Source organism: bacterium, assembly GCA_021371935.1.
GTDB lineage: Bacteria > Armatimonadota > UBA5829 > UBA5829 > UBA5829 > UBA5829.
In genome coordinates this window covers 135749-161811 of sequence record JAJFVF010000006.1, presented here as the reverse complement: position 1 = coordinate 161811, position 26063 = coordinate 135749, and the positions used below count along the sequence as shown (strand labels likewise).

The window sequence follows — 26063 nt, the reverse complement described above, 5'->3', positions numbered from 1 at the left end:
CATCGCAAAAAAATTTGCGTTCAAACTCGAGCCATTTTCATACTATCTTGTGCATTACCAGAGTTGATGTAAAAGACAGAACGATTACATAAAAAGGACTTGTTCAGTCTAGTGTTTAATTACAAAAGTACAAATCCAAGAGGGGAAATCTCATTGAAATCTAAGCGCAGACGCAAATTTCCATGGTGGGTGCTTATTGTAATTGCGATAATAGTCCTCGTCGTCAATGCGGCGATTCCCAGGCCGTTTGCGGTCAAGACCGTGCCGGTGACTGAAGGAGTTCTGACACTGAATCTTTCCAGCACTGGTGTCGTCGAGGGCGAGCTTTCTGATATCAGTCCAAGAGTGACTGCCAGGATAGTGAAGCTATATGCTCAGGAGGGCAACCATGTCCGCAAAGGCCAGACGCTGGTCCAGCTTGAGGATAGTGATCTGCTGGCGGCTGTGGACAGTGCACGAGCAGCCGCTGCGGCAGCCGACCGGGATGTAGAAGCCGCCGAAGATTCAGCAAAGGCTGATTCCGGGCAATTATCCGCCGCAGTCGACCGTGCACGCGCATCTCTTAATGCTGCAAGGCACAATCTCCGTGACTTGGAAGCAGGTTCGCGTTCTGAGGATATAGCGGCTCAGCGTGCAGTCCTGGCGCAAACAAAGGCAAATGCGATTGATGCAAAGCAGAAATATCAACGGGCAGAAGCGCTCTTCAAAGGCGGGGCAATCTCAGCTCAGGAGCGCGACAGTGCCAAGGCAAGCAACGATGCAGCGCAGGCTGCAGTCGATTCTGCTCAGCAGCAACTCAACAGGCTCATCGCAGGTCCTCGCAAAGAGACTGTTGACGCATCCCGCGCTCAGGTTAGGGAGGCTGAAGCAGCGCTTCGAGAGGCTCAGGCTTCAATGCATAGGGCTTCGGCAAGCAAGCGTCAGGTCCAGGCCGCTCGTGCTCGTGCAGTCGAAGCACAGGCGGCGCTTGCCAATGCCCAGTCACAGTTATCATTTACAACCATCACCAGCCCTGTTACGGGCATAGTCGCTCGAAAGCATAAAGAGGTCGGCGAGACATCTATGCCTCTCGACCCAATATACACGGTTTCGGCTCTCGACAAAATATGGGTGACTGCTGAAGTCGACGAAGAAGACGCTGCCGCAGTGGCTCTAGGCCAAAAGGTAGATATAACTCTGGATGCATATCCCGGCAGAAAGATTTCAGGCAGTGTAATTATGGTCTCTCGTATTGCCGAGCCTAAAGATGTCGGTCGGGTGCGGGCGAAGATAGTCCGTGCGAAGATTCGTATTGACGATAAGAGTATTACGCTTCGACCAGGCATGGAGGTCGATATCAACGGCTCCATACCAACAGGTGGGCGAATGCTGCTTGTTCCGAACGATGCCGTGATGCACGACGGCGACAAAGACATTGTCTATGTAATAAGGGGCAAAAAGGCGCACCGCGTGGAGGTGAGGGTCGGCCAGTCCAACTTCGATTTCACCCAGATTCTCTCAGGTCTCAAAAATAGTGACAGAGTGGCAGTCACGGAACTAGACAAACTCTCAGACGGCATTGAGGTCAAAGTGGTTAAGTGAACACAAACAATACTCTGCTTCAACTAGAGAATGCGGCCAAAACATATGGCACGGGCGAGGTAAGTGTGCACGCGCTCAAGCCGACTACATTTTCGGTGATGCAGGGCGAGTTTCTGGTAGTGCTGGGTCCGAGCGGATCGGGCAAGACGACTATGCTCAACATCATCGGTGGCATCGATACACCGACTGAAGGGCAAGTTATATTCGATGGTCAGGACTTGGCCTTGATGACGGACGACGAACTCACCGATTATCGCCGTTACAGTGTCGGGTTCGTGTTTCAGTTCTTTAACCTGGTTCCCACCCTCACAGCTCGTGAAAATGTCGATCTTGTGGCAGAGTTGGTTGCCAATCCTCTAGGCTCAACGGAGGTGCTGGAGTCTGTGGGGCTGGGCGACAGAGCCGATCATTTTCCGAGTGAACTTTCGGGAGGCGAGCAGCAAAGGGTCGCGATAGCCCGCGCGCTGGTCAAGCGGCCTGTGATACTGCTTGCCGACGAGCCTACAGGCAACCTCGACTTCGAGACGGGCATTAAAGTGCTCAAGGTGCTCTCGGACCTCACCACGTCAGGCAACATCACAGTCTTGATGGTCACCCACAACTCCGCCCTAGCTCCTATAGCCAACCGAGTGGTGCGTATGCGCAGCGGTGAGATTGTAAGTGTTGAGGTTAATGCAACTCCGCGGGACCCCGGTGAACTGCAGTGGTAGGCTCGAAACTCAACCTAAAGCTCCTGCGCGACCTGCGGTCTTCGCCGTGGATGTTTCTGGGGATAGTCCTGCTGGCGGCGGTGGGGATCACACTATTCGGCACGGCTTATGAGTTATACCTAAACCTCGGCAGGTCATATGAGCTTTCGTATGAAAAGCTCAAACTGGCCGATTTCAGCATCCAGATGCAGAGCGCACCGGACGACATTGTGAATAACCTCAGGCGGATTCCCGGCGTGAGGGATGTTCAGGGTCGCACTGTCCAAGAGATCGAGATAGACCAGCCGCTTTCGTCGAGCAAAAAGGTGATCGGGCGAATAATCGGCCTGCCCGATTACGGCAAGCCCGCGATAAATCAGTTGAAGCTCATTTCCGGCACTTATCCGCGGGCAGGCAACTCCCATGAAGTGCTCATGGAGGCCGGGTTTGCCGAGTATCATCACTACAAGCCCGGCGACACGATCAATATCGTGGTTATGGACGAGAAGATTCACTTCAAGATAGTCGGGGTAGTCCAGAGTCCTGAGTATATCTATGTTGTCCGCAGCAGCGAGGACTCTTTTTCCAATTCACGCACATTCGGTGTGATGTGGGCACGCACGGCCACGGTTGATGAGCTTTTCGGCACTGACGGTTCGATCAACGATGTCCAGGTTTTGATGGCTCCCGACGGCAATAGACGCACTGCCATGCGCATTGCCGAACGCATAATGCAGCCTTATGGTGCGGACGAAGTGGTCACCCGTGAAAAACAGCCCAGCGTCGAGTTTCTCCGTCTCGACCTGCAGGGAATGCAGACTCTTGCTGTTTTCTTCCCGATACTGTTTTTGACCATATCCAGCCTGAGCATATATAACATGCTCGGCAGGATGGTACATGCCCAGCGCGGCCAGATTGGTTTTTTGCGTGCGGTTGGGTTTTCAAAATCTGCAATAGCCGTGCACTATGCGCAATTCTCACTGATAATAGGCATTCTCAGCGGGCTGATAGGCAGTCTTGCCGGCCACTATTTCGGCATCCTGACCACGAGGTTCTATACCGGTTTCATCCAGGTGCCGTATATAGATGCCAGCCCGCGTTGGGGTATAGTCGCAGCGGGCTTTATCTCGACATGCCTGGTCATGCTGATTGCGGGAATACTTCCTGCAGTTCATGCGGCGAACCTTGCGCCTGCAGATGCGATAGGCATAGAACTCCCTTCAGGTGGACGGAAGCCGATATTTGAGAAAATCCTGCCGTTCTTGCGCTTGTTGTCACTTATGATGCGGCTGCCGATGCGCAACTTTATCAGAAACCCGCGCAGAACTTTTTCCACTGTGGCGGGGGTTGCTTCGGCGCTTACTCTGGTGCTCGTTGCTGCTTCCATGCTCGACTCCAGCGTGGCTGCAATAGACTTCTATTTCAAACACAGCATGCACTACAGCGCAATGGCGTCATATCTCAACGCCCAGAGCGAATCGACTATCAGCCAAATCGCCACATGGAAAGGCGTCAGACGGGTTGAGCCTGCGCTGATCGTTTCTGGTAAGTTTGTTAAGGGAGACGCCTCAAAAACTGTCCTCATATACGGCCTGCGTAAGGGCGACAGACTTTTCTCCCTTACCGACTTGGATATGCAGCCCATCCAGGTTCCAAGCAATGGCCTGATGCTCGCCAATTCGACCGCAAACAGGCTCGGCTTGTGGAAAGGCGGCAGAGTCCATTTGACCCTGCCTGAAAAGACCATGCCCGAGCTTGCAGAGCTGGCCGACAACAAACAGACGTCACTCGCTCAGTCATTGATGCTGGGTTATCCTGTGAGCTGGTTGAATCTGGAGTCCTACAGCGACAGCGTGCTCAAGCCAAGCCGGTCGCTGCTGGAGGTGGATATGGATCGTCTGGTCCCGATAGACTCGATTGCGTATGAGCCGGTCGGGGATGCTGCATATGCGTCAATCAATCAGGTCAGGCGGTGGTTTGCCGGCGCAATGGAACTGCCTCCAAATGCGGTCAATACGGTAGCAATAGACGCCGACCCGAAGTATATGAACGCAATAAAGCACAAGCTATATAACATGCACGACATAGCTGCCGTTATAGTCACCAAGGAGATATACGACGAGATAGCAGAGATGATGAAGTCATCGCGTGTGTTTTTCTATATCATGCTCTCATTTTCCATAGCGCTTGCCGGGATCATTATGTTCAACTCGACCCTGATGAATGTCATTGAGCGCACGCGTGAGATCGCCACATTGCGCACGGTTGGGATCAGTGCCGGGTCAATAGGATTAATGATATTGCTGGAAAACCTGCTGGCATTTATGTGCGGTGTCATTGTCGGGCTGCCCTTTGGGACATGGCTGGCGGGTGTTTTCGTGCACATGTATGACAGCGAGTCATTCAGCCTTCAGATGGTGATTTTTACCAGGACATATGTGATAGCCGTCTTGTGCATTCTCATAACAGTGCTGATTGCACAGGTACCTGGACTGCGTTATATACGCAAGATCGAGCTTGCCCGTGCGACTAAGGACATAGGATAAGTTTACATTCCCTGCGGCTGCTCATAATCATCAGGCGGCTGATTTCTCGGAGGTCGCGGCTGCTGCATCGGCCTACCCGGAGGCGGGGGTGTCGCAGCCGGTGGGGTGACGGCGGGCGGTTTGATTGTAGGTGCCGGTGTTCTGGTCTGATATGTTGTTGGAGCAGGGGCTTGGGTCTTCGCGAAAACCACGAAGTATGCGATCACCAAAACAACGATTACACCCACAGCCACTATCACGGCGGATAATTTACGTGATTTTTCTTTTTCTGCAGACCTAGCTTCGTTTTCTTTATCCGAGGCTCGCCTGCTTTTCACTTCCTCCGTAGCTTTTTTTACATCGGCAAGCAGGTCTTCACCTATCTTATCCAGATCTACGCTCAGATTCAGTCTTTTATCATCCGGCATTGTGACTTCAACTCCAGTATATGGGCAATTCGCTACTGCCCAGTGCATCTCTATTCCATGATACCCAAGTTTTCTGATAAGCTCAAGTATCTTGCGACTCTACTTCTTAGACGACCAGCACCAGTTTTTTGCTCCATCGTCCAAGTGTTCAATCTAAATATCCCTCAAGGTGTCTTGCCTGGAGGGAAAATCATTGTCTACAGTTGTGCGTCCAGACGCGAAGTAATGTTGCCTTTGGGCTGCAGGCCGACCATTCTGTCCGCTACCTCGCCTCCCTTGAATATCAGCAGCGTGGGTATGCTTGATACGCCGTATTTGCTGGCGATTGCAGCCTCGTTCTGCACATCCAGCTTAAAGACTTTCATCTTCCCCACGTAGTCCGCTGCAATTTCGTCAATAGTGGGTCCGAGAGCCTTGCAAGGTCCGCACCATTCGGCCCAGAAATCCACCAATACTGGCGTTTCGGACTGAAGAACTTCCTGCTCAAATTTGTCGGCTGTAATTGCCGGTGCTGCTGACATTTTCATTACCTCCTTGAGTCGAATTCCATTGCTGCTCTGTTCAGACGTGCGATGCATCTGTCTTTGCCTAAAACGTGCATCAGTTCAAAGAGACCCGGGCCCCAAGTTCGTCCGGTCACGGCCATGCGGACTGGATGAATAATATGTCCGCCTTCTAGGCCATGCTCTGCTCCGCCCTCGCGGACGGCAGTTCCTATAGATTCCACATCCCACATTTGAACGCATGAGAGCTTATCACTAACCGACTTCAATGCCTGGGGCACACTCTCCTTCGCCAGATGTTTTTTTGCGCCTTTTTCGTCATACCCGAAATCGTCGATATAGAAGTATGAGACCATGTCGACGGCATCCGCCAGTGTGACGAGCCTGTCCTGTATCAGAGCGGTGATGTCCTTTAGGTAAACAACCTCCTCATCAGATGGCGATCCACCTACATATCCAGCTTCCTGAAGCCTGGGCAGTATCATTTCCGCAAGCTCATCAACGTTCAGCATCCGTATATACTCGCCGTTGAGGTCATTGAGCTTGGCAAGATCGAAGATTGCCGGATGATTTACAATACCTTCGAGGTTGAACTTTTCAATCAGCTCAGCGCGGCTATAGAGCTTCTTGTCTTCTCCTGCGCTCCACCCCATGGTCGCCAGGAAGTTTAGCATAGCCTCAGGCAGATAGCCCTGCTCGATATAGTCGATGAATGCCGTGGAGACGCCGCTGCGCTTGGCAAGTCTCTTGCCGGATGTGTCGAGTATTGAGGTCGAATGCACCCACGTCGGCTGCTCCCATCTGAGAGCCTCATACAGTTGAACATGCTTGGGCGCGCTGGATAGCCACTCTTCACCACGGAAGACATGTGTGATCTGCATAAAGTGATCGTCGACTACACAGGCGAAGTGATATGTTGGAAATCCATCAGCTTTAATTATGATGAAATCGTCCTGCAGCGAGTTATCGAACCCGATCCTGCCTCGAACGACATCGTCCAGTTCTGTGCGCCCCTCGAGTTTCATCTTGAACCGGATGACTGGGGTGGGGCACTCTTTTGCGAGTTCCTGCCGTTGGGTATCTGTGAGGTCACGGCATCGTCTGTCATACCCGGTAGGTCTTTTTGCCGCTGTCTGCACCTTGCGCATCTCTTCCAGACGCTCACGCGAGCAGTAGCAATAATACGCTCTGCCCTCATCTACAAGCTGCTGAGCGTATTTGTGATATATATCGAGCCTTTCTGACTGGAAATACGGTCCATAGTTGCCGCCGACCTCCGGTCCCTCGTCCCACTGCATCCCGAGCCACCTCAAGCCGGTCATCATTTCTTCAAGTGAGTTTTCGACATAGCGCGTGCGATCTGTGTCTTCAACACGCAGTATGAATGTTCCATCCGCATGCTTTGCAAAGAGATAGTCGAATACGGCGGTCCTTATATTTCCGATATGCGGCGAACCAGTCGGGCTGGGCGCAAATCTCACTCGTGGTTTACTCAAAACAAATACCTCTCAAAAATAAAACCCGTGGTATTATACCACGGGTCGGTAATCTCAGTCATGGTTTGTTTGGGTACAAGAGGCAACCAAGCTTATGTCATTCCCAGCTTGACTGGGAATCCAGGAACTGGCGCAGCGATGGAAGCAGGGTGTCTGGATTCCCGCTTTCGCGGGAATGACATAGACATATGAGCTTCCCCTTAGTTTTGGTATGCACCTAGTTTGGTTTACAGCCGATCCAGCCGCTCACGAGCCTCCAGGTTATCGGGGTCGATTTCCAGCGCTCGTTTATAGAAGAGAGCTGCCTCATCCGGCACTTTCATCATTTCACAGGCGATTCCCGCATTAATAATTGCCGCGGTATAGTTGGGATTAATGTCCAGTGCCTTTTGGAACTGATCGAAAGCCTTCTGAGGTTCCGCGCATGCCATCAATGCGAGTCCATACCAGTTATGTATGTCGGGATATTTTTCCTCCAGGCTGAGTGCCTGCTCGAAGGCCTCGGCAGCCTCTTTGTAATCACCTCTGCGATACAGCTTTTTGCCGACACCAAAATGGAATGAAATGTCGTCCACGTTTGTAGTCGGCATCTCCTTGAACAGAGTCAATGCGCCTCGATGGTCGTTTTTCTTATGTGCAGAAAGACCATCGCTGTATATCTGGGTGTTGTAGCGGGGTTCCTGTTCGACTGCATGAGCTATATGTTCGGCTCCTGCGTCATACTCACCTATTTCATATGCAAGCACTCCAAGCATCAGCAGAGCCTTTGCATAGTTTGGGTTAAGTTCAAGCGCAGCTTCAAGCTCGACCATAGCTTCATGGATTGCGCCGGACTCGGCTATTATCTCGGCCAGTTGATAGTGCAAATCAGGAAACTTCGGATTGCGGACGATAGCCTCTCTCAGATGCTCCTCAGCTCGCTGACGCGCTCCCCTGCTGAGGTTTTCTTCGGCAAGTCTTGCATGTGCCTGCCCGATATAGAACGCGGCCAGTTTGGCTTCGGGTGCTTTCACAGATGTGTTGGCCAGCACTTCCTCGAACGCCGTTATTGCATCAAGGAGCAGCCCCTGGTCATAAAATTCCAGTCCTTTTTGATATGACTTACTCAGTTCTTGAACTCCCATAATGCTGCAAAGCTCCTGTAGTGTTTGATTGTTACCATACACTATTATTGGCTTTGGCAGCCCTTATCTTACCCCAACAAGCAAAAAGAGGCGGAACCTCTTTTGGTTCCGCCAAGGATAAAAACTTATAGGAAACTACGATTAGGCCTTACCGATCTTGAACATTTTGGTGCCACAGGTCGGACAAATGCCCTGAGTCGCGGGTTTACCGTTCTTCATTGTGACGGCTTTCGCGTCCTTCATCTCTCTCTTTGCCTTACACTTAACGCAATAAGCTTCCATTTGCCAATCACCTTCCTTCTCTTGTTAAGGGAGAATATGACTGCCCCCCTGGCTGTTTTCAACGTCATATGCGAGAAATCCTTCTTGAATAACCTGTATGCGCTCGAAATATTCAAAAAAGGGGCTTTTTTTGTATCTTCTGAGGTTGTAAGTTCCAATTTGGGCTGTTTACAGAGCGATATCGACCCTGACCAGACCAGTGGTTACAGCAATATCGGTTAACCATGTGGTAGTATAACCTGTGGCCACAACTTTGATCTTGTATGTCTGATTTGGTTCGAGCTGATTGATGCAATACGCGCCCATGCCCACGGCATCCGTTTGTGTGCTGCCCACTGAGAGGACATAACTGCGTGCAACTTGTGGGTCGGAGTATGGCGCATATACCGATGATCCATCGTTTTTATAGATAAATATTTGCGCGCCCGAGACAGGCGTTCCATCGTGGCTTATTATGCCCTGAATGGAAGCGTTGACAGGTGCAGGGACACTGGTGGCGCATCCTGACCGTCGATTGTCTCGGTGGAATGTCGGCCATGGATAAAGCGATGAATCTGATGAGTGTGATGCATTAGTTTGGAAGAGGTAGATTCCCTGGTTGCCCGCCACCAAGATTTCAACCAACCCATCATTATCGATATCATCGATTACAGGTGCGCTATGCCCTTCAAATTCAGCTGTGCTTGATTGCGTGCAGCATCCCGCCCAGGCAATAGGGCTGGTACTACCTGCATGGTTTCTTCCGTCTGCGTAGATGGCGTATGCAAAACCATCATCACAGACAGCAACTACGTCTATCTGCCCGTCTCCTGTTATGTCGCCGACGCTTACGGGTGCACCGATGGGATTGTTTTCTTCTGGATCAAGACAAATGCCATCTTCCCAACCAGCGAGCGATTGCCCAAGATAATTGAATGCATAAACATATCCGGTATCCGAACCCACTATCACGTCCAGTTTCCCGTCGCCATCCAGGTCGGCCAATGCTGGTGAGGATTTGACGGCTTTACTTATTTTGATAAGTAATTGAGAGTCTGTGCTCGATAGCAAAATGTGCAAGTTGCCATCACCAGCTCCCCATGCCACGTCATTTTTGCCATCGCCATCTATATCCCCGATGGCTGGAGCTGTTTCGATCTGTCCGCCGCCGGTCTTTGGCCAGCCGTCGAGATAATAACCGCTGCTTGAATAGTTGCCCCATGCGTCTCCCGGAAAACCGAAGATGTTTCCAGGTGTGGTTATAGTGCCTACAATAACGTCGAGAATTCCATTCTCGTCATTATCCATATCTCCCAGTGCACATGTTGAGGAGTGGATCACAGTATTACAATTTCCCGTAAGATTAACCCAAAGGCATGGCGCATCTGTGTCAGCGCTTGCGGTCCAATTTCCGGTTGGATTCCATGACCACACGTAGCACGATTGATCACCGCATACAAACTCCGGGCTTCCATCAAGATTTATGTCTCCGATCGAGCATGCCATATCGAAAAATGAGTATCGTGAATACGTAGGCCAGCCTGCCAATGGGCTGCCGTTGTAGGAAAACGCATGGATTGCCTTTGGACTTTCTGTGGGCAGAAACACGCAAGGTTTTCCCGATCGCTCACTGTCCGTAGGAGCACACGATGGGCTTGTGTTGCCGCAATTGTTCTCTGAAACGAACGGCCCTCTTGACCAGTATAGATCTCCGTTTGCCTTGAGTGCCACCAGGTATCCTGTGCCTGTCAGCACGACAACTTCCTTCTTGCCGTCCGCATCGCCATCCAAATCTTCAACCAGTGGGTGCGATTGTTTGATAGGCACGTCGTACCAGGGCTGAGCCGTGCATGCAACCACAGTCCAATCTTTTGCTGTGTTTAAGCAATTATCTTCAAAGCTCGCCGTCACTATTGCAGTGCCTTGTTCTGATAGAGTTAGGGTGGCGGTCGCATAGCCGTTGCTGTCTGAAAGTGTGGTGTAGCTTTGGGAGCTGTTTCCCTCGAACTGCCCTTTATCGGTGACAAAGGTAATTGGAACGTTCTGCAGAACCACATCGTTTAGCTCTACATGTGCAGTTACTGTTGATGAACCAACTGCATCGAGGATCTTTGGTGATGCAAATACACTAATTACCGGTCCTTTTAGCTCAACACTTGTTTCAGCCGACTGATCTGCCGACGGATATGTTTCAGCCGTAACTAGTGCTGTGCCCGCGCCGTCAGTTCCCGCCGAAAGATGCACGTACAAGCACCCTGCAGAATCGGTTGCGCCGATGAATTGGGTCGAGTTCGACTCTGTGAAGATTCCTTTCGTAGTTGTCAATCGCACTTGCAGTCCTTCCAGACCTTTACCTTCACAATCACGCCGAATAACGCATATATGTGCGGTATCTTCAGAACAGATTGCTATCGAATCTTTATCGCTCGCAATATCCGTGTGAGTGTCGGATGGCTGCAATTCAAAATCAACACCTGCATCACCAATGTTAACTGCTCGAGTTGCGGATTTATAGCCATTAGCGGAGGCACACACGTTTACTCCACCGGACGGAATATTGCTGAGTGTGAACGACGTCCATTGATCGGTCACGTTGTTTAGGACAATGCTGCATTTATCAGAATATATTCGGACAGGCCTGCCGGTGAGTTCTCCTACAAGTCGAATACGACCGGAGACTGAGGCATAAGTTGGAGTTGTTGATGTAGTCTCAGGAGCAGCCAGATCAGATTCCTCTGTAGTCAATATACAGGGTATATAAGTTTCATCACCAGTCATGGCTGAGTTCGGATCATACGATTTGGTGGATAGGACACCATTTACGCACATAGTTTCGCCTGCATCCAGCGTTTTGTTGACATATACTCTCACACCTTCTGCATTGATATCACTTCCGTCGAATTTGCCCCAACCGTCATCGATATAACAGAAAGTGTCGGCATTTTCGTCGTAGGTGCTTCCCTGTGTGATTATTCCCCAGAGCCTAACATACAGGCCATAAGGAAGCAGACCGGTTATTCTGGGACCGAATGGTTCTGTATATTTCACGGGCCAGCCCATAATTGCGGCAACATTCATACCCAAAGGTTTTATCATTACGGATGAACTGGAGTCGATCTCGATATCATTTTCTTCAATAACCACGCGTTCGTTGTTGACGGTGGACATATAACCCGACAGAGTTACTAGATTTCCTCTTCTAAGTTCCAGAGGGACATAACCTCCAGGACTCATTATGACCTTAATGCCGGCTGACCTGTCGGGTTCTTCTATATAGAACGAGCTGCTCATAATGCAGGAGACGACTTTCTGATTCAAGTAGACATATGCACCATCAGGCAGCCTTTTGATACACGTCAACGCTGTCGAGTATTTGTTTACGGAGGAAGTGGTGGATTTGGAGGCGTTTTGTCCCATTGAACTGTTGCATAATAAGAGTATGCATACAGCCGCTGATAATGGTACTAGTGTACGTACAAAAAAAGTTGCAACGCCCAACCGCAGAGTTCTCATCGAACTCCCCCTTTCCACCCATGGCGACTACGAGAGCACTTTCGCGCTCAAGACATAAAACAAGCCCTGCCAGAAGCTTATCCTATTGTCGCCTGTGTGATACCTTGGTGCTGCAAGTTAGCTGCGGACCCATATCACATGTGTGGAAAATCAAGTCGAAGTAGTTCACTCAATTAATCTTCTGTCACTAATCTTACCACACTTGATTCTCAAAGTCAACACAATCTCTCTGAATATGCATAGGGTTGGCTGCTATCTTTCACTGCACCTGTTTCTTTGAGTGTATGAACGCCCGAAATGTTCCCAGATTTGGTTATTTCCATGGGATTATTCCTTAGTGTGAGCTTGTTTCGATGTTGTAAACTATACATTAAGTTCTCTTGTTGTCTCGTTTACTTTATAGGGCGCGTGGGTAACCCTTCTTTGGGCGTCTTCAACTTGAGAGAGGTGATAAAAATGCGGGAACCCAGCCGCTTGTTATTGACAAGTAGTGGGCAGGAATCTCCGAGTAAGGAGTTTGAGGAGTTTCCCATGCCTGTGGCTGAGGACTGGGAGAGCCTGGTCCACAGAGCCGACAAGATGACAGATGTGATCGATAGACATCTTGATTTTGAATCAAAACTGCAAGGTCGGGAGCTGAGGCCCAACACGCTGTGCCCCGAGCAGAAGGTAAGTCTGGTGAGCGATCTCACTGCGCTCTGAGGTGAAGTAAGTGAAGAAGCTATTTCCCGAGACGCCTGATGTGCCTCAGACGATGGCAAATCGCGCTGCCAGAGTTATCGAAAAGCATATGAAAATGCATCGGGTAGAGAGGGCTAAAGACCTTCCCGAAGAAGCGCGGATTAGATTATATCGCGATCTAAGATTCCTCTTTGACGGAGGCGAACAGCCATCTGCGGGAGGAGGGGGATTTTGCATTCGTGGCTTTTTCTCACGAATGTGGGAAAAGCTGGAGGATTTCCTCAGTGCGTTTGAGGCAGATAGCGGCGAATCGGTTAATCTACTGGCCTGGATCTCTATAGGCGACACAGCGAGGATGGCGATGGTGACTTGGTGTCATCCTCCAAGAGGCTGTAGAGAGTCTGGTTGAAAATGTAATTGAGCAAGACCGGGTTCATACAACCCGGTCTATATTTTTATCTGCTGGCTAGACTTTATTAAGTGTGGCAATTGCCTGACATGCAATTCCTTCACCCCTGCCCGTAAACCCCAGTTTTTCAGTTGTTGTGCCTTTTATGTTTATGCAGCCCGTCTCAATCTTCAGGCACTCCGCGATACCTTTGACCATCTCCTTGACGTGCGGGGATATCTTAGGCTGCTCACATATTACCACAGCGTCTATGTTGCTTATGTGCCAGCCGTCTTTTGCAAGCAGGTTGCCGACATGCGTGAGCAGTTTTATGCTGGAAATTCCTTTATATGACGGGTCGGAGTCGGGGAAGTGTCTGCCGATGTCTCCAAGTGCTGCTGCTCCCAACAGAGCGTCCATTATGGCGTGAATAATTACATCTGCATCTGAGTGGCCTGCCAAGCCTTTCTCATATGGTATATCGATTCCTCCAAGGACCAACTTACGGCCTTCGGCAAAAGCATGTACATCGAAGCCGATTCCCGATCTGTGAATTCCTGCGCCAAGTTTCATTGATGCCAGTTCCATATCCGATGGGGTAGTGATCTTGATATTATCGTATGATCCCTGCACTATCGCCACTTTTTCACCGATTCTCTCCACCAACGCCGAGTCATCCGTAGCATAATAACCGTCGGCGTAAGCCTGGTCATATGCCTTTTTGATAAGCTCGATCTTGAATGTCTGAGGTGTCTGAATGCAATAGAGGTTTGAGCGGTCGATCGTGTCCGAAACCATACACTGCGGCGTCACCGACTTAATAGTGTCAATTACGGGCACAGCAACAATACATGCGCCGGATCTTTGCGCTTCGTCAATAGACCGAGAGATTATGTCACACGTGACCATAGGCCTGGCTGCATCGTGTATCGCCACAATCTCCGAGGTGACCTTTTCAAGTCCCCGATAGACTGAATCCTGCCGCTCTTTTCCACCTTCCGTGATATGCGTAACTTTGCCAAAACCGAAGCGGTCGACCAACTCGCCGACCGCTTCGATCTCATTTTTGCCCGCGACTATTATTATCTCACCGATGGCTTCGCACGATTCAAAGACCGATATTGTGTGCGCGAGAATCGGTTTGCCTGCGATCTCTGCGAACACTTTGTTTACGGGTCTACCGAATCTTTCTCCTCGTCCTGCCGCCGGTATAAGAGCGCATGCCTTCATCAAACGAGTCGCTTTCCTGATCAGAGTTTTCCTTGCTCTTGCCGAATATCATTTTCCCCTGCACTGTCTGCAAAACGCTCGTGACAGATACATCGAGGGTTTCGCCGATCAGTTTTCTGCCGCCTTCGACCACAATCATCGTTCCATCATCGAGGTAGCCGATGCCCTGGTCTTTCTCCTTACCCTCGCGAATGATGGTCACACGCATTTCTTCGCCAGGCAGCACGACCGGCTTGAGCGCGTTGGCCAGTTCGTTTATGTTCAACACATCCACGCCCTGCAGTTCGGCCACACGATTGAGATTGTAGTCATTTGTGACGATTGCACCATGCACCTCACGTGCCGCCACAACCAGCCTTGCATCAACTTCATCGTTCGGGTCTACTGATGAGAACTCGGGGATGTGCAGTTCCATTTCTTTCTGCATCTGGTTCAAGATATCCAGACCTCTTCTGCCTCTTGCCCGCTTAAGTGAATCGCTGGAGTCAGCGATCTGCTGGAGTTCTTCCAGCACGAATTTGGGCACATAGACCGGACCTTCGACGAAGCCTGCACGTGCAATATCGGCGATCCGGCCATCGATTATGACGTTGGTATCGAGTATTTTTGGTCGGCTGTTGATGTGCGAACTGCTTTTTGAGGCCGGCATCGAACCGGGAAAGTAGAACCTCACCTGTTCCATCAGACTTTCGAGTGCCACCATCGACATATAACATAACAACGCGGCGATAATGATATTGACCCATGACGGAATAGGAAGAATGCTGCGGAGAAGTAATGTTAGTAAAAGACCCAGTACGAGACCTGAGACCGCGCCGATCTTTTCCTGAGGAGCCATGATATCCCATTTAGACTTTGTGCTTTTGATCTGCAAAAATGCAAATCGTTCGAGCGCAAAGCCAAGCAGTGCTCCGGCAACGATAAATACTGCGTACAAACGCCACTTTTCGCCCGAACTCAGTTCCACGGGGTTTATTGGGATAAACCCAAGGAATTTGAGATTTTCGGTGCTTGATGCTTTAAGATAAGCGTCAAATCGCAGCAGCGTGTGAAAAGCCAGGGCATGACCGATGACTCCACCTATGATTACAAATGCAAGAGTAAATAGTGGTCTAACTCGCCTACTGCTGATTGCCATTCATATCACCTCCTTTCTATACACCAAAATAGTAAATATAAAATCCAAAATATAAAATCTAAATTTATCTGTCTACTTCGCCCATGACAACGTCGATGCTGCCCACGACGGCAACAATATCTGCAATTTTCCAACCCTTGACCATCTGATTGACGGCTCCCAGGTTGATAAATGACGGTGCGCGCCACTTAAGTCTGTAAGGCTTATCGGAGCCGTCACTTACCAGATATACCCCGACATCGCCTCTGGCGGACTCGATATGGAAATAAACTTCACCTTCCGGGACTTTCAGCTTGAGTGGAGTCTTGTAATCCAGTTTACCTTCTGGAATCAAATCCAACGCCTGCTCGATAATATTCAGACTCTGTCTGATTTCGTCGATACGGCACAGATATCGAGCCAGACTGTCGCCCTCAGTGCGAGTGGCGATCTTCCAATCGAGTTTGTCATATACGCAGTATGGGTCAGCCTTTCGCACGTCATATGCCACTCCCGATGCTCTCAGGCTCGGTCCGCTCATGGAGTAGTTGATTGCATCCTCGGCGGATATTATTCCCACATTATGCATTCGCGCTTTGAATATCTGGTTGTTGGTGAGCAGGTCATCGTATTCAGGAAGTTTTTCACGCTGCTTCTTTACATAGGCTTTGCATTTCTCAAGAAAGCCGCCGGGCAGGTCTTTGGATACTCCGCCGGGACGGAAATAGTTATATGTCAGCCTTGCTCCACACGTCATCTCAAAGAGGTCGAGTATGTCTTCGCGCTCGCGCATGCCGTATATGAATGGCGTTGTTGCCCCGAGGTCTAGTCCCATGGACCCGAAAAAGATCAGGTGGCTTGCTACCCTCTGAAGCTCCATCATGATCACGCGGATATATTCGGCTCGCTCAGGGACTTCGATATTCGCAAGTTTTTCGATCGCTCCCACATACGCCATATTTCCGAGCATGGACGCGAGGTAATCGAGCCTGTCGGTGATTGGGATAAACTGTATATACTGCCTCATCTCGGCGAGTTTTTCAACGCCGCGGTGCAGATATCCCACATCAGGCCGGCACTCCACCACCACCTCGCCGTCGAGCTTAGTGTCCAGTCTGAGCACACCGTGTGTGCTGGGGTGCTGCGGACCCATATTTATTTCGAGTAGTTCGGTTTTAATCCTCGATGACATAATCTTTCCTTAATGGATAACCCTGCCAGTCCTCCGGCAGCAGAATTCGACGAAGGTCCGGGTGGCCTGTAAATACGACCCCCATCAGGTCATAGACCTCCCGTTCCTGGAAGTTCGCACCCTTCCAGATGCTTGTCACTGACTCAACTTCCGGTTTATCTTTGTCCAAGTCGACTCTGAGAGCAAGTTTCGTATTGCTTGCCAGAGCCGTCATATGATAGACCACTTCGATGCGGTCTTTCCAGTCGATTGCAGTGACATCGGCCAGGTAATCGAAAGGCGTCTGATCGAGCGAATGGAGCATCTCGCAGATTTCAACAAGAGCTTCCGGCTTGATCTTGATATTGAGTGTCCCGAAAACGTCTTTACTTTCCAACACAGCATCAGGGAAGCTATCTCTAATTGTTTTTTCTATAATTTCAGACATAATAGTTATCAGTTCTCAGTTATTAGTTTTGTCTTGATATGGCATAAATCTAGATTTCAATTCCAGCAGCTTTTAACAGAAAGCGCTGTAGTCCCGGCTTGAGCGGCGAATTGCCATGGATTGGCACAGAAATACGCTCGACCCGGCCAGGTTTTGTGTATACATGATGACTGCCGCGGATTCGAGCCAACTTCCAGCCGTTCTGTTCAAGCAATTTGGCCAACTCTTTACCGGACAGGGGCTTCATACGGCTATGTCCATGATGCGCGTTTTCTCATCTGTGGGCAATTGCTCCATATCCACCGATAGGCATGCTTCTACGGCTTCGTAAACATTTTGAAGCAGTTCCTCGAATGTATCTCCCTGTGTTGCACAGCCGGGAATTGCAGGGACTTCTGCCCAATATCCGCCATCTTCCTCATGAACATGTATCTTCAGCTTCATATCGGTTCACCAGCCTTTTGCTCAACCGCTCAGAATTATTTCCGTCCCACTTCGGCTCTCATCTTCTCTTTAAGCTGAGAGACTGCATACATGATAGCTTCAGGTCTTGGTGGGCAGCCAGGAACGTAGACATCAACAGGAATGATCTTGTCCACACCTTTGACGACCGCATAAGAGTCTGCAAACGGCCCACCCGCGTTGGCGCAGCTTCCTGTGGCGATCACATATCTCGGTTCCGCCATTTGTTCATAGAGCCTCTTTACGCATGGAGCCATTTTCTTGCTGACTGTTCCAGCCACGATCATAAGATCGCTCTGGCGTGGTGTCGATCTGAACATCATTCCGAACCGGTCGAGGTCATACCTTGCGGCACCTGCGGCCATCAGCATCTCTATCGCGCAGCATGCCAGGCCGAACGCGAAGTACCACAGTGAAGACTCACGTCCCCATTCGAGCACTTTGTCTACCGTCGTGGTTATGATAGTCCCGCCGGGCACTCTTTCGATATAATCAAACGGGCGGTCTACTTCCATTCCAAAACACCTTTCTTGTACGCCCACACAAGGCCTACCGCCAGCACGGCGACAAATATCACCATATCGACCAGACCCAAGACGGCCAGGGCATGGTTTTTGCTGAAGTCCAGCATCTTGGCCGCCCATGGAAAGAGAAACACTGCCTCAACGTCAAAGATCAGGAAGACCAGTGCATAGATGTAATATCCTACCCGAAACTGCAGCCAGGCGGGTCCGATTGGTTCCTTGCCGCATTCATATGTTTTGAGTTTCTCTTCGGACGGTCTGTATGGCCTTATGACCCATGCCGCAATCAATGTGATGGCGACGAACGCAATCCCTACAATTATAAATATCGCTACCGCAAGAAAGTCTTTTGCCAGCAAAGTTGCCCCCAGCAAGTTTTATTTTATTTCTGCTTTCAAGCTGCCAATCACCTTTGCCAAACCAAACATGGTCGGCGCATCGCCCTCGGCCAGCTTTATGTGTGTGGCATCCACAAAGTCGGTTGGCAGCGTGGCGTCGAACGGGATCCACTTGCCTACATAGCACTCTGTCCACACATGATAATAAAAAGCATTATCGATATACAGCAGCCCGGCTACAATCCTTGATGGAATTCCAGCAGCACGAGCAAGAGTCGCGAACAGGATTCCATAGTCCCTGCACACACCCCTTTTAGATTTTAACACATCCGAGGCAGAACGGGTAATCCCTATGGTCTTGTCGACTGTCATATTGCTGTAAATCCAATCACGGATCTTTGCGCAAGCCCTGTATGCGTTATTTTCAGCGCCTACGATATCACGAGCCTGCTGACGTATTGACGATGTGTCCCAATCCAGATAGGCAGTGCTGGCAAGATCGTCTGCAAACTCCTTATCATCAACCGGCAGAGTTATAGACTTTTCCAAATCGAAATTTAACGCCTTGACATTGAACCGAACCTTTTGAGAGGGCTCGTCAATCGATGTAGTCTTCTGCCGACTGTCATTTATGGCCATTTGCTTTTCCAGCCCGGTGAATATGATATCGAGATTTTTGAGATCACGAGGATCGGCTATCTCTTTGTCGGGCTTTACGCTTGTGAGGACCGCGAAGTCTTCGGATGCGGCAGTCTCCAGACCCGATGTCGCCTCGCTTTCGCTCTCTTTTACCATGCGGATTCCCATTACTGCCTCAAGCTGTATGCAGTCACCAGTCTCGTCTTGCCAGATGGTCATATCACCCATGCCTGTAGTATTTGTAAGGACGACAGTGTCATAATCCTTGCCGCCTACGGTAATTTTCTCTCTTCGTTCAACCTTTACTAAAAGGTCCTCAATGGCAAGCGTTAGAGGATTGAAGTAATGGAGCGTGTGCTGGTCACCGACGTTGAGCTTTTCGTTGGGCATCACAAACATTGCGTCACCAACAAGGCTTATTCCCTTGGGAATAGGCACGCTTTGTTTAGATACGCCGCTGCCTGCCGATACCACGCAGTCGATGGTATCTTTATTGAAAGTTGCGCGAATAGTAGTGGTCTTGCCGCCGCTTGACACTGAGAAGTCTTCGCGAAGCGGAGCATAATTGGTGTCGGTGTAGACAACGGTGGTCACCAGCTGCGTGAGGTCTGCGCCGAGGATAGTAAGGCGGTTATTGAGGACACTTGCAATCCGGTAGCCTTTGGCCCCCTCAAAGACGGCATCGTCTATCTTGTAAGACATATAGCCGATCTTTTTGTCTGCCACATATGAGCCCATCCAACTCTCATATGGGATATCGAATGCACCGGCTCGCGCGGCAATGGTGATGAGCATAATGGTGATGACTACAACGGCTCTGCGTCGCATAGCGCCTCCTGGCTTGGTGGTGCGATGGTAACAATACAAACCATCATACTATAATACCATAAAAGGCTATACGTGCCGCTGGGCAATTTTGATCCGGTTAATGGCTCTCATGAGTGCGGCCTGAGCCCGGTCCATGTCGATGTCCGGTTCATGTGAGGCAATCCTGCGCTCAGCCCTTTGAGCAGCCTGCTTGGCTCTCTCGAGGTCGATTTCACTCACAAGCTCTGCGCTGTCCGACAGCACAGTGACCTTGTTGTCCAGCACTTCCACAAACCCGCCGCAGATTGCCATCACATCGCTGGTGCCGTCGGGTCTGCGAAAATCGAGCTCACCGCAGCCGAGCGCAGTCATCAACGGCGCATGGCTGGCCAGCACCCCCAAGTATCCCTCGATACCCGGCAGCATCACGGAGGCGATCTTGTCGTCTGAAAGGACCTTGCGGTCCGGTGTTATCACTTCAAGTTTGAATGTTCGTTCTGCCATAATTGGTTCTCGGTTGTCAGTTGTCAGTCTTCAATTGCTTCTTGTGTTGGCCTATCCCAGTACCGAAAATCAGGCCCACAAGACCAGCTACCAACGCAAACACAATAATCGCGCCCTGGTAGAAGAAAAAATCTTCGTGATTGAGGGCAAAATCAGGATGCGGCGCAAAAACCAAAGAATGAAAGATAGGATATACAATCTGCATTCCGATGAAACCCCCTGCCAAAAATGCAATTAGCCCAGATAATATGCTTGCCAAGCTACGTATAAATACGTAATTACGCTTTGCTAAAGTGTTCAAGATGAAGAACACACACTCGCCTACAATTATCCCTGTCACAATCGGAATTGCAAAGCTCCAACTACCAGCAACTCCTGGATCGTGACAAAGTATTCCCAGCGTAACCACTATCATCAACGGCACAACAATTGTGAGCCCTGCGGAAATACCGAGAACCTTCCAGTTCATGGTCCATGTTCTCCACTCTCAAACTCTCCGACTAAACTTCCACTCCCATCTGCTTGGACTTCTCCACAGCTTCTTCTATTGTGCCTACCATATAGAATGCCTGCTCGGGGAGCATGTCCCATCTGCCTTCAAGGATTTCCTTGAATGATCGGACGGTGTCGTTTCTGGAGACATACTTGCCGGGTAATCCTGTAAAGACCTCAGCCACAAACATCGGCTGCGACAGGAAGTTCTCTATCTTTCTGGCGCGCGAAACAGTGAGCTTATCTTCATCGGAGAGTTCATCGACACCAAGGATAGCAATGATGTCCTGAAGTTCACGATATCTCTGCAATATCTGCTGGACTGCGCGTGCCACGTCATAATGTTCCTGACCGACAATATTCGGGTCCAGAATTCTCGAAGTCGAAGCCAGCGGATCGACAGCCGGGAATATACCTCTCACGAATATGCGTCTTTCAAGATATGTTGTGGCGTCCAGGAAGCTGAATGTCGTCGCCGGAGCCGGGTCGGTCGGGTCGTCTGCAGGGACATAAATAGCCTGAATCGATGTGACCGAACCGCGAACGGTCGATGTAATCCTCTCCTGCAGCGCGCCCATCTCAGTGGAGAGGGTAGGCTGGTAACCTACCGCGCTCGGCATTCTACCAAGCAGAGCCGATACTTCGGAGCCGCCCTGTGTGAATCGGAAAATGTTATCTATGAAGAGCAGCACATCCTGCCCCTCTTTATCTCTGAAATACTCGGACATGGTAAGGGCCGACAGAGCTACACGAAGTCGCGCTCCAGGCGGCTCGTTCATCTGGCCGAAGACCATAGTCGTCTTCTCGATAACGCCGCTCTCCTGCATCTCCAGCCAGAGGTCGTTACCCTCACGGGTTCGCTCTCCGACACCTGCAAATACCGAGAACCCGCCGTGCTCAGTCGCTACGTTTCGGATCAGCTCAGTGATAAGAACGGTCTTGCCGACACCGGCTCCTCCGAAGAGTCCGATTTTTCCACCTTTGGCGTAAGGACATATCAGATCAACGACCTTCATACCGGTCTCGAAGACCTCGGTCGCAGGGATCTGTTCCTCAAATGGCGGGGCAGGGCGGTGAATCGGCCACTTGTCGGTCGCGGTGAATGCTCCCTTGTTGTCGATTGTCTCCCCGAGCAGGTTAAATACGCGTCCCAGAGTCTCGCGGCCAACAGGAACTTCGATAGGCTTACCCGTATCAATCGCTTCCATTCCGCGCACAAGACCGTCTGTGGACTGCATTGATACGCATCTGACGACATCGCTTCCAAGCATCTGTGCGACCTCTGCGGTCAGCGTTTTTCCCTGCACATTGGGGATATGTATAGCATTCATCATCTCCGGCAGTTCATTCGATGGGAACCTGATATCGACAACCGGTCCGATTACCTCAACAACTTTTCCTGTAGCCAATTCTTACCTCCGGGAAGGGAGTTTTTAGTTGTTAGTGATTAGTTATTAGTGCCTTCATCATGATACTAATAACTAAAAACCAATAACTGTCTCTTATTTGAGCGCTTCCGCGCCACCTACAATCTCCGTGATCTCTTTAGTAATAGCAGCCTGACGAGCCTTGTTATAGACAAGAGTCAGGTTATCAATCATTTCACCTGCATTCTTTGTGGCTGCCGACATAGCGGACATCCGTGCTCCATGCTCACTAGCCTGTGACTCCACCAGCGACTGATATACTTCTGTATCCACATACCTTGGCAGCAGTGTAGCAAGCAGCTCACCTGCATTCGGCTCAAACTCGAATTCAGCAGGTGTTTGAGCATTTGCTTCAGGTGCAGCCATAGGTAGAAGTCTTACACAAACCGGTTCCTGGTGCATTGCTGAATGGAACTTGGCGTATACCAGATATACTGCATCCACCTCACCGCTCTCGAACATAGAGCGCACCTTTGCAGTAATCTTGCGTATATCGGTGAAATTGACTTCCGTGCCCAATTCGAGTGAACCGGTGATCTCATACGGCCGTTTCTTAAAGAACGCGACGGCCTTTCTTCCAATGGTCAGCAGCTTAACACTTTCAGAGTCACGATCACCGATCTCCTGAATGGCTTTGCTCATAACGCTGCCGTTATAACTGCCTGCAAGCCCTCGCTCAGCTCCGATCACAACATAAGCGACGTTATGTTCCTCACGTATTTCAAGCAGCGGGTGCTCAATCTCACCGGCGCTTCTGGCGAGGTTACCCATCACCTCATGCATTTTCTCAGCGTAAGGGCGTGCTGACTCAGCACGTTCCTGAGCCTTTCGCAGCCTTGCAGCCGCCACCATCTTCATCGCGCTGGTGATCTTTTCGATATTTTTGACAGTGCGTATGCGCCGTCTAATGTCTCTCGCGCTAGCCATAACTAAGCCTTAAACTGTCCCTTGAACGTTTCGATGGCTGATTTCAGAGTTTCAGTAGTCGCATCATCCAAAACGCCGGTTTTTTCGATAGTGTGGCCTACATCGGGATATTTATCGGCCATAAAGGCATACAACTCTTTTTCAAACCTGGCAATAGCCGCCACCGGCAGATCGTCCAGATAGCCGTTAGTAGCAGCAAATATGATGATACACTCGTTTGAGAGCGTCATAGGCGTATACTGCGGCTGCTTCAGGATTTCTACGATCCTTTCGCCGCGCGCAAGCTGAGCAAGAGTGGCCTTGTCGAGGTCACTTGAGAACTGTGCGAACGCCTGCAGTGCCCAATACTGTGCCAAGTCGAGCTTGAGCTGACCTGTGACTTTCTTCATAGCCTTCTTCTGAGCGCTGGATCCTACTCTCGAAACAGACAAGCCGACGTTAATGGCCGGTCGTATACCCGAATAGAAAAGGTCCGGCTCCAGATATATCTGACCGTCCGTGATCGAGATAACGTTTGTCGGTATGTAAGCCGAGACATCTCCTGCCTGGGTCTCGATAATCGGTAGTGCGGTAAGTGAGCCTGCGCCCAACTCATCGTTTAGCTTGGATGCTCTCTCAAGAAGGCGCGCATGCAGATAGAAAATGTCTCCAGGGTAAGCTTCACGTCCCGGCGGTCTTCTCAGAAGCAGGGAAACCTGCCTGTAAGCCACAGCGTGCTTGCTGAGGTCATCGTAGATCACCAGTGCGCTTCGCTTGGTGTCTCTGAAATACTCGCCCATAGCGCATCCCGCATATGGAGCGATATACTGCAGCGGGGCAGGGTCACTGGCAGATGCTACGACAATTGTCGTATACTCCATAGCGCCCTTCTGCTCAAGTGTATGAGCAATGCCTGCTACAGTCGATAGCTTCTGGCCGATAGCTACATAGATGCAGTAGACGTCCTGGCCTTTCTGGTTCAAAATTGTATCTACGGCAATGGCTGTCTTGCCTGTCTGGCGGTCGCCGATTATAAGTTCCCTCTGGCCTCTGCCGATAGGGATCATGGAGTCGATGGCCTTAATGCCGGTGGCTAGCGATTCTTTGACCGGCTGTCTTTCGACAACACCTGGCGCACGAGTCTCGACGTGTCTACGCTCGCTGGCGACAATCGGTCCCTTGCCGTCTATGGGGTCTCCCAGAGCGTTTACAACACGTCCAAGCATTGCCTCGCCCACTGGAACGTCGATAATGCGTCCGGTCCGCTTGACCTGATCGCCTTCCTTGATCTCGGTATCCGGTCCAAGCACGACGCAGCCGACGTTGTCCTCTTCCAGGTTAAGGACCATTCCCATAACGCCGTTGGGAAACTCGACCAGCTCGCTGGCCATTACGTCCTGCAAGCCGTAGATTCGCGCAATTCCATCTCCGACCTGGAGGACGGTTCCCACGCCTACTTCGGCAAGTTCTTTTTCATATGATAGGAGGTGGCTTTCGAGAACCTGCGCAACCTCATCCGGCCTTATGTTGACTGCCATAATCTCACTCCGTTCAAAAATAGCTGAGAGTGGAATGTGGAGAGTGGAGAGTCCAGACCCCACATATTCGTACTCAGCAGCGAGCCGACAGGCTCAGCCTTAATTTCTAGCAAACTTCCTCGTTCCTTGTTCGGGCTGGATATCTGATCCAGCCCGAACAAGAACTACGCGATTTATGATCGCGTGATTCCACTGACTCGTACTATCCCAACTTTTTGACTTTCCAACTTTCAAACTTTTAGACTAACTAAGCATTTTTTCTTTAAGCGCGTCAAGCTGACCCTTGATGCTGCCGTCAATAACCTTGTCACCCATGCGGACTTTCAATCCACCAATGATTTCAGGGTCCACGTGCTTTTCAAGGTGAATACTCTTTCCAGTGACCTTGCTGAGCTTGGCGACAAGTGCGGCCTCTTCAGCTTCACTGAGCCTGACCGCCGATATTACCTCAACTGCCAGTATTCCTCGCGCCTCGTTTGCCAGGCGAATATATTCGCTTTCGGTCTGACCGATCGCACCCTCACGCTGCTTGTCAATAAGCAGGTCGAGATAGGTAAGCGTGATCTGATGGACCTTGTTCGCAAAGATATCTTTTATGATTTCGTGCTTCTTGGACGAGGGGATCATCGGCGACTCGATGGACTCCATAAGGCGCGGCGATGTCTCGAACACATACGACACCAGTCCGAGGTCGCTTTCGACCCGGTCGACTGCGTCCATCTTTACAGCGGCTCCAAACAGAGCCGATGCATACCTGCGCACGATCCTCGGCTCGATCACTGCTTCACCTCGTCCAGTCCGTCGATGAAACTGCTGACCATCTTGCGATGTTTATCGTCATCCATGCTTTCGCCTATGAGCTTGCCCGCTGCTTCAACCGTAAGGTCTGCAACCTTTGTCTTAAGCTCAGTCATAGCTTTCTCACTTTCACGGGATATTTCTTCCTGTGCCCTTGTGAGAATATGCTCGGCCTGCGCGCGTGAATCAGCGAGTATTTCCTCTCGCATGTTCTGGCCTTCCTTGACTGCCTCGGCAATCTTTGTGCGCGTCTCCTCAGCTATAGCGGCAAGATGGCGCTCATATTGAGCCTTAAGTTCATCAGCGGACGCATGCTGAGCCTCAGCAGCCTCATATTCAGAGGACACCTCCCTGCGCCTGGTCTCCAGAATGCTCAATATGGGCTGAAACAGGAAGTATTTGAACACTCCCAGCACCAGCAGGAAACCCAGAGCCTGCACAATCAATACTTTTGGTTCGGGTATTATCTGCAC

General features: G+C 50.5%; 27 protein-coding genes. 5 read left to right on the top strand and 22 right to left on the bottom strand.

What is annotated here, in order from left to right; all coding sequences use genetic code 11:
- Positions 1 to 153: 153 nt before the first annotated feature.
- Genes LLG46_05130 through LLG46_05120 form a run of 3 tightly spaced genes read left to right on the top strand, consistent with a single transcriptional unit; the run spans position 154 to position 4816 of the window.
- Entirely contained in the window at positions 154 to 1581 is a 1428-nt protein-coding gene (locus tag LLG46_05130) for an efflux RND transporter periplasmic adaptor subunit (GenBank protein MCE5322685.1), read from the top strand.
- Positions 1578 to 2291, top strand: coding sequence for an ABC transporter ATP-binding protein (locus LLG46_05125; protein MCE5322684.1), 714 nt, complete (start codon positions 1578 to 1580; stop codon positions 2289 to 2291). The genes LLG46_05130 and LLG46_05125 overlap by 4 nt, the downstream gene beginning before the upstream one ends.
- Positions 2285 to 4816: an ABC transporter permease gene (locus LLG46_05120; GenBank protein MCE5322683.1), complete on the top strand. Its 2532-nt coding sequence runs from the start codon at positions 2285 to 2287 to the stop codon at positions 4814 to 4816. The genes LLG46_05125 and LLG46_05120 overlap by 7 nt, the downstream gene beginning before the upstream one ends.
- A 2-nt stretch (positions 4817 to 4818) precedes the next feature.
- Here LLG46_05120 and LLG46_05115 read toward each other — a convergent pair whose 3' ends face one another.
- From LLG46_05115 to LLG46_05090, 6 genes are all read right to left on the bottom strand, one after another.
- Positions 4819 to 5223, bottom strand: coding sequence for a hypothetical protein (locus LLG46_05115; GenBank protein ID MCE5322682.1), 405 nt, complete (start codon positions 5221 to 5223; stop codon positions 4819 to 4821).
- A gap of 197 nt (positions 5224 to 5420) precedes the next feature.
- Positions 5421 to 5801, bottom strand: a complete 381-nt coding sequence (gene trxA, locus LLG46_05110; GenBank protein ID MCE5322681.1) for a thioredoxin — start codon at positions 5799 to 5801, stop codon at positions 5421 to 5423.
- Positions 5750 to 7222 carry a glutamate--tRNA ligase gene (gene gltX / locus LLG46_05105; GenBank protein MCE5322680.1) on the bottom strand — a complete coding sequence of 491 codons (1473 nt, stop codon included), beginning with the start codon at positions 7220 to 7222 and terminating at the stop codon, positions 5750 to 5752. Before gltX ends, trxA begins: the two co-directional genes overlap by 52 nt.
- Before the next feature lie 227 nt (positions 7223 to 7449).
- Positions 7450 to 8346: a tetratricopeptide repeat protein gene (locus tag LLG46_05100; protein MCE5322679.1), complete on the bottom strand. Its 897-nt coding sequence runs from the start codon at positions 8344 to 8346 to the stop codon at positions 7450 to 7452.
- A 141-nt stretch (positions 8347 to 8487) separates the two neighbouring features.
- Positions 8488 to 8628: a DUF5679 domain-containing protein gene (locus tag LLG46_05095; GenBank protein MCE5322678.1), complete on the bottom strand. Its 141-nt coding sequence runs from the start codon at positions 8626 to 8628 to the stop codon at positions 8488 to 8490.
- Positions 8629 to 8796: 168 nt separating this feature from the next.
- Positions 8797 to 12024 carry an FG-GAP-like repeat-containing protein gene (locus LLG46_05090; protein ID MCE5322677.1) on the bottom strand — a complete coding sequence of 1076 codons (3228 nt, stop codon included), beginning with the start codon at positions 12022 to 12024 and terminating at the stop codon, positions 8797 to 8799.
- A 627-nt stretch (positions 12025 to 12651) separates the two neighbouring features.
- Between LLG46_05090 and LLG46_05085 the strand changes: the two genes are divergently transcribed.
- Positions 12652 to 12822: a hypothetical protein gene (locus tag LLG46_05085; protein ID MCE5322676.1), complete on the top strand. Its 171-nt coding sequence runs from the start codon at positions 12652 to 12654 to the stop codon at positions 12820 to 12822.
- Positions 12823 to 12832: 10 nt separating this feature from the next.
- Positions 12833 to 13210 (top strand): hypothetical protein, encoded by a 378-nt coding sequence (locus LLG46_05080; protein MCE5322675.1) that lies wholly within the window; start codon positions 12833 to 12835, stop codon positions 13208 to 13210.
- A gap of 57 nt (positions 13211 to 13267) precedes the next feature.
- On the opposite strand, the gene ispD is transcribed toward LLG46_05080, so the two are convergent.
- The 16 genes from ispD to atpF all read right to left on the bottom strand — a co-directional run bounded on the left by ispD (position 13268) and on the right by atpF (position 26063).
- Positions 13268 to 14419: a 2-C-methyl-D-erythritol 4-phosphate cytidylyltransferase gene (gene ispD / locus LLG46_05075; GenBank protein MCE5322674.1), complete on the bottom strand. Its 1152-nt coding sequence runs from the start codon at positions 14417 to 14419 to the stop codon at positions 13268 to 13270.
- Positions 14367 to 15557: a TRAM domain-containing protein gene (locus LLG46_05070; protein ID MCE5322673.1), complete on the bottom strand. Its 1191-nt coding sequence runs from the start codon at positions 15555 to 15557 to the stop codon at positions 14367 to 14369. Before LLG46_05070 ends, ispD begins: the two co-directional genes overlap by 53 nt.
- Before the next feature lie 64 nt (positions 15558 to 15621).
- Entirely contained in the window at positions 15622 to 16728 is a 1107-nt protein-coding gene (locus tag LLG46_05065; protein ID MCE5322672.1) for an NADH-quinone oxidoreductase subunit D, read from the bottom strand.
- The gene (locus LLG46_05060; GenBank protein ID MCE5322671.1) at positions 16712 to 17155 is read right to left on the bottom strand and encodes an NADH-quinone oxidoreductase subunit C; all 444 of its coding nucleotides are present in this window, start codon (positions 17153 to 17155) and stop codon (positions 16712 to 16714) included. Before LLG46_05060 ends, LLG46_05065 begins: the two co-directional genes overlap by 17 nt.
- Positions 17156 to 17204: 49 nt before the next feature.
- Positions 17205 to 17402 (bottom strand): type II toxin-antitoxin system HicA family toxin, encoded by a 198-nt coding sequence (locus LLG46_05055; protein MCE5322670.1) that lies wholly within the window; start codon positions 17400 to 17402, stop codon positions 17205 to 17207.
- On the bottom strand, positions 17399 to 17599 hold the full coding sequence (locus tag LLG46_05050) for a type II toxin-antitoxin system HicB family antitoxin (protein MCE5322669.1): 201 nt from the start codon (positions 17597 to 17599) through the stop codon (positions 17399 to 17401). Before LLG46_05050 ends, LLG46_05055 begins: the two co-directional genes overlap by 4 nt.
- Positions 17600 to 17634: 35 nt before the next feature.
- Complete coding sequence (locus LLG46_05045) at positions 17635 to 18132, bottom strand: NADH-quinone oxidoreductase subunit B (protein MCE5322668.1); 498 nt, start codon at positions 18130 to 18132, stop codon at positions 17635 to 17637.
- Positions 18123 to 18500 carry an NADH-quinone oxidoreductase subunit A gene (locus LLG46_05040; protein ID MCE5322667.1) on the bottom strand — a complete coding sequence of 126 codons (378 nt, stop codon included), beginning with the start codon at positions 18498 to 18500 and terminating at the stop codon, positions 18123 to 18125. Before LLG46_05040 ends, LLG46_05045 begins: the two co-directional genes overlap by 10 nt.
- Before the next feature lie 18 nt (positions 18501 to 18518).
- A complete protein-coding gene (locus LLG46_05035; protein ID MCE5322666.1) occupies positions 18519 to 19946 on the bottom strand; it encodes a lasso peptide biosynthesis protein in 1428 nt (475 codons plus the stop codon).
- A 66-nt stretch (positions 19947 to 20012) separates the two neighbouring features.
- Positions 20013 to 20429, bottom strand: coding sequence for a F0F1 ATP synthase subunit epsilon (locus LLG46_05030; GenBank protein ID MCE5322665.1), 417 nt, complete (start codon positions 20427 to 20429; stop codon positions 20013 to 20015).
- Between the two features lie 16 nt (positions 20430 to 20445).
- Positions 20446 to 20898 carry a hypothetical protein gene (locus LLG46_05025; GenBank protein ID MCE5322664.1) on the bottom strand — a complete coding sequence of 151 codons (453 nt, stop codon included), beginning with the start codon at positions 20896 to 20898 and terminating at the stop codon, positions 20446 to 20448.
- A gap of 31 nt (positions 20899 to 20929) precedes the next feature.
- On the bottom strand, positions 20930 to 22330 hold the full coding sequence (atpD, locus tag LLG46_05020) for a F0F1 ATP synthase subunit beta (GenBank protein ID MCE5322663.1): 1401 nt from the start codon (positions 22328 to 22330) through the stop codon (positions 20930 to 20932).
- Between the two features lie 93 nt (positions 22331 to 22423).
- Positions 22424 to 23275 (bottom strand): ATP synthase F1 subunit gamma, encoded by an 852-nt coding sequence (gene atpG / locus LLG46_05015; protein ID MCE5322662.1) that lies wholly within the window; start codon positions 23273 to 23275, stop codon positions 22424 to 22426.
- 2 nt (positions 23276 to 23277) lie between these two features.
- The gene (atpA, locus tag LLG46_05010; GenBank protein ID MCE5322661.1) at positions 23278 to 24792 is read right to left on the bottom strand and encodes a F0F1 ATP synthase subunit alpha; all 1515 of its coding nucleotides are present in this window, start codon (positions 24790 to 24792) and stop codon (positions 23278 to 23280) included.
- 243 nt (positions 24793 to 25035) lie between these two features.
- The gene (locus LLG46_05005; protein MCE5322660.1) at positions 25036 to 25572 is read right to left on the bottom strand and encodes a F0F1 ATP synthase subunit delta; all 537 of its coding nucleotides are present in this window, start codon (positions 25570 to 25572) and stop codon (positions 25036 to 25038) included.
- A complete protein-coding gene (gene atpF / locus LLG46_05000) occupies positions 25569 to 26063 on the bottom strand; it encodes a F0F1 ATP synthase subunit B (GenBank protein MCE5322659.1) in 495 nt (164 codons plus the stop codon). The genes LLG46_05005 and atpF overlap by 4 nt, the downstream gene beginning before the upstream one ends.

Bases quoted from the DNA above. Each gene is read 5' to 3' on its own strand.
- atpG (MCE5322662.1), bottom strand. From the start codon at position 23,275: ATGGCTAGCGCGAGAGACATTAGACGGCGCATACGCACTGTCAAAAAT.
- atpA (MCE5322661.1), bottom strand. From the start codon at position 24,792: ATGGCAGTCAACATAAGGCCGGATGAGGTTGCGCAGGTTCTCGAAAGC.
- LLG46_05035 (MCE5322666.1), bottom strand. From the start codon at position 19,946: ATGCGACGCAGAGCCGTTGTAGTCATCACCATTATGCTCATCACCATT.
- LLG46_05025 (MCE5322664.1), bottom strand. From the start codon at position 20,898: ATGAACTGGAAGGTTCTCGGTATTTCCGCAGGGCTCACAATTGTTGTG.
- ispD (MCE5322674.1), bottom strand. From the start codon at position 14,419: ATGAAGGCATGCGCTCTTATACCGGCGGCAGGACGAGGAGAAAGATTC.
- LLG46_05060 (MCE5322671.1), bottom strand. From the start codon at position 17,155: ATGTCTGAAATTATAGAAAAAACAATTAGAGATAGCTTCCCTGATGCT.
- LLG46_05115 (MCE5322682.1), bottom strand. From the start codon at position 5,223: ATGCCGGATGATAAAAGACTGAATCTGAGCGTAGATCTGGATAAGATA.
- LLG46_05030 (MCE5322665.1), bottom strand. From the start codon at position 20,429: ATGGCAGAACGAACATTCAAACTTGAAGTGATAACACCGGACCGCAAG.
- LLG46_05070 (MCE5322673.1), bottom strand. From the start codon at position 15,557: ATGGCAATCAGCAGTAGGCGAGTTAGACCACTATTTACTCTTGCATTT.
- LLG46_05095 (MCE5322678.1), bottom strand. From the start codon at position 8,628: ATGGAAGCTTATTGCGTTAAGTGTAAGGCAAAGAGAGAGATGAAGGAC.
- LLG46_05045 (MCE5322668.1), bottom strand. From the start codon at position 18,132: ATGGAAGTAGACCGCCCGTTTGATTATATCGAAAGAGTGCCCGGCGGG.
- LLG46_05090 (MCE5322677.1), bottom strand. From the start codon at position 12,024: ATGGGACAAAACGCCTCCAAATCCACCACTTCCTCCGTAAACAAATAC.
- trxA (MCE5322681.1), bottom strand. From the start codon at position 5,801: ATGCATCGCACGTCTGAACAGAGCAGCAATGGAATTCGACTCAAGGAG.
- LLG46_05050 (MCE5322669.1), bottom strand. From the start codon at position 17,599: ATGAAGCTGAAGATACATGTTCATGAGGAAGATGGCGGATATTGGGCA.
- LLG46_05085 (MCE5322676.1), top strand. From the start codon at position 12,652: ATGCCTGTGGCTGAGGACTGGGAGAGCCTGGTCCACAGAGCCGACAAG.
- LLG46_05100 (MCE5322679.1), bottom strand. From the start codon at position 8,346: ATGGGAGTTCAAGAACTGAGTAAGTCATATCAAAAAGGACTGGAATTT.
- LLG46_05065 (MCE5322672.1), bottom strand. From the start codon at position 16,728: ATGTCATCGAGGATTAAAACCGAACTACTCGAAATAAATATGGGTCCG.
- LLG46_05055 (MCE5322670.1), bottom strand. From the start codon at position 17,402: ATGAAGCCCCTGTCCGGTAAAGAGTTGGCCAAATTGCTTGAACAGAAC.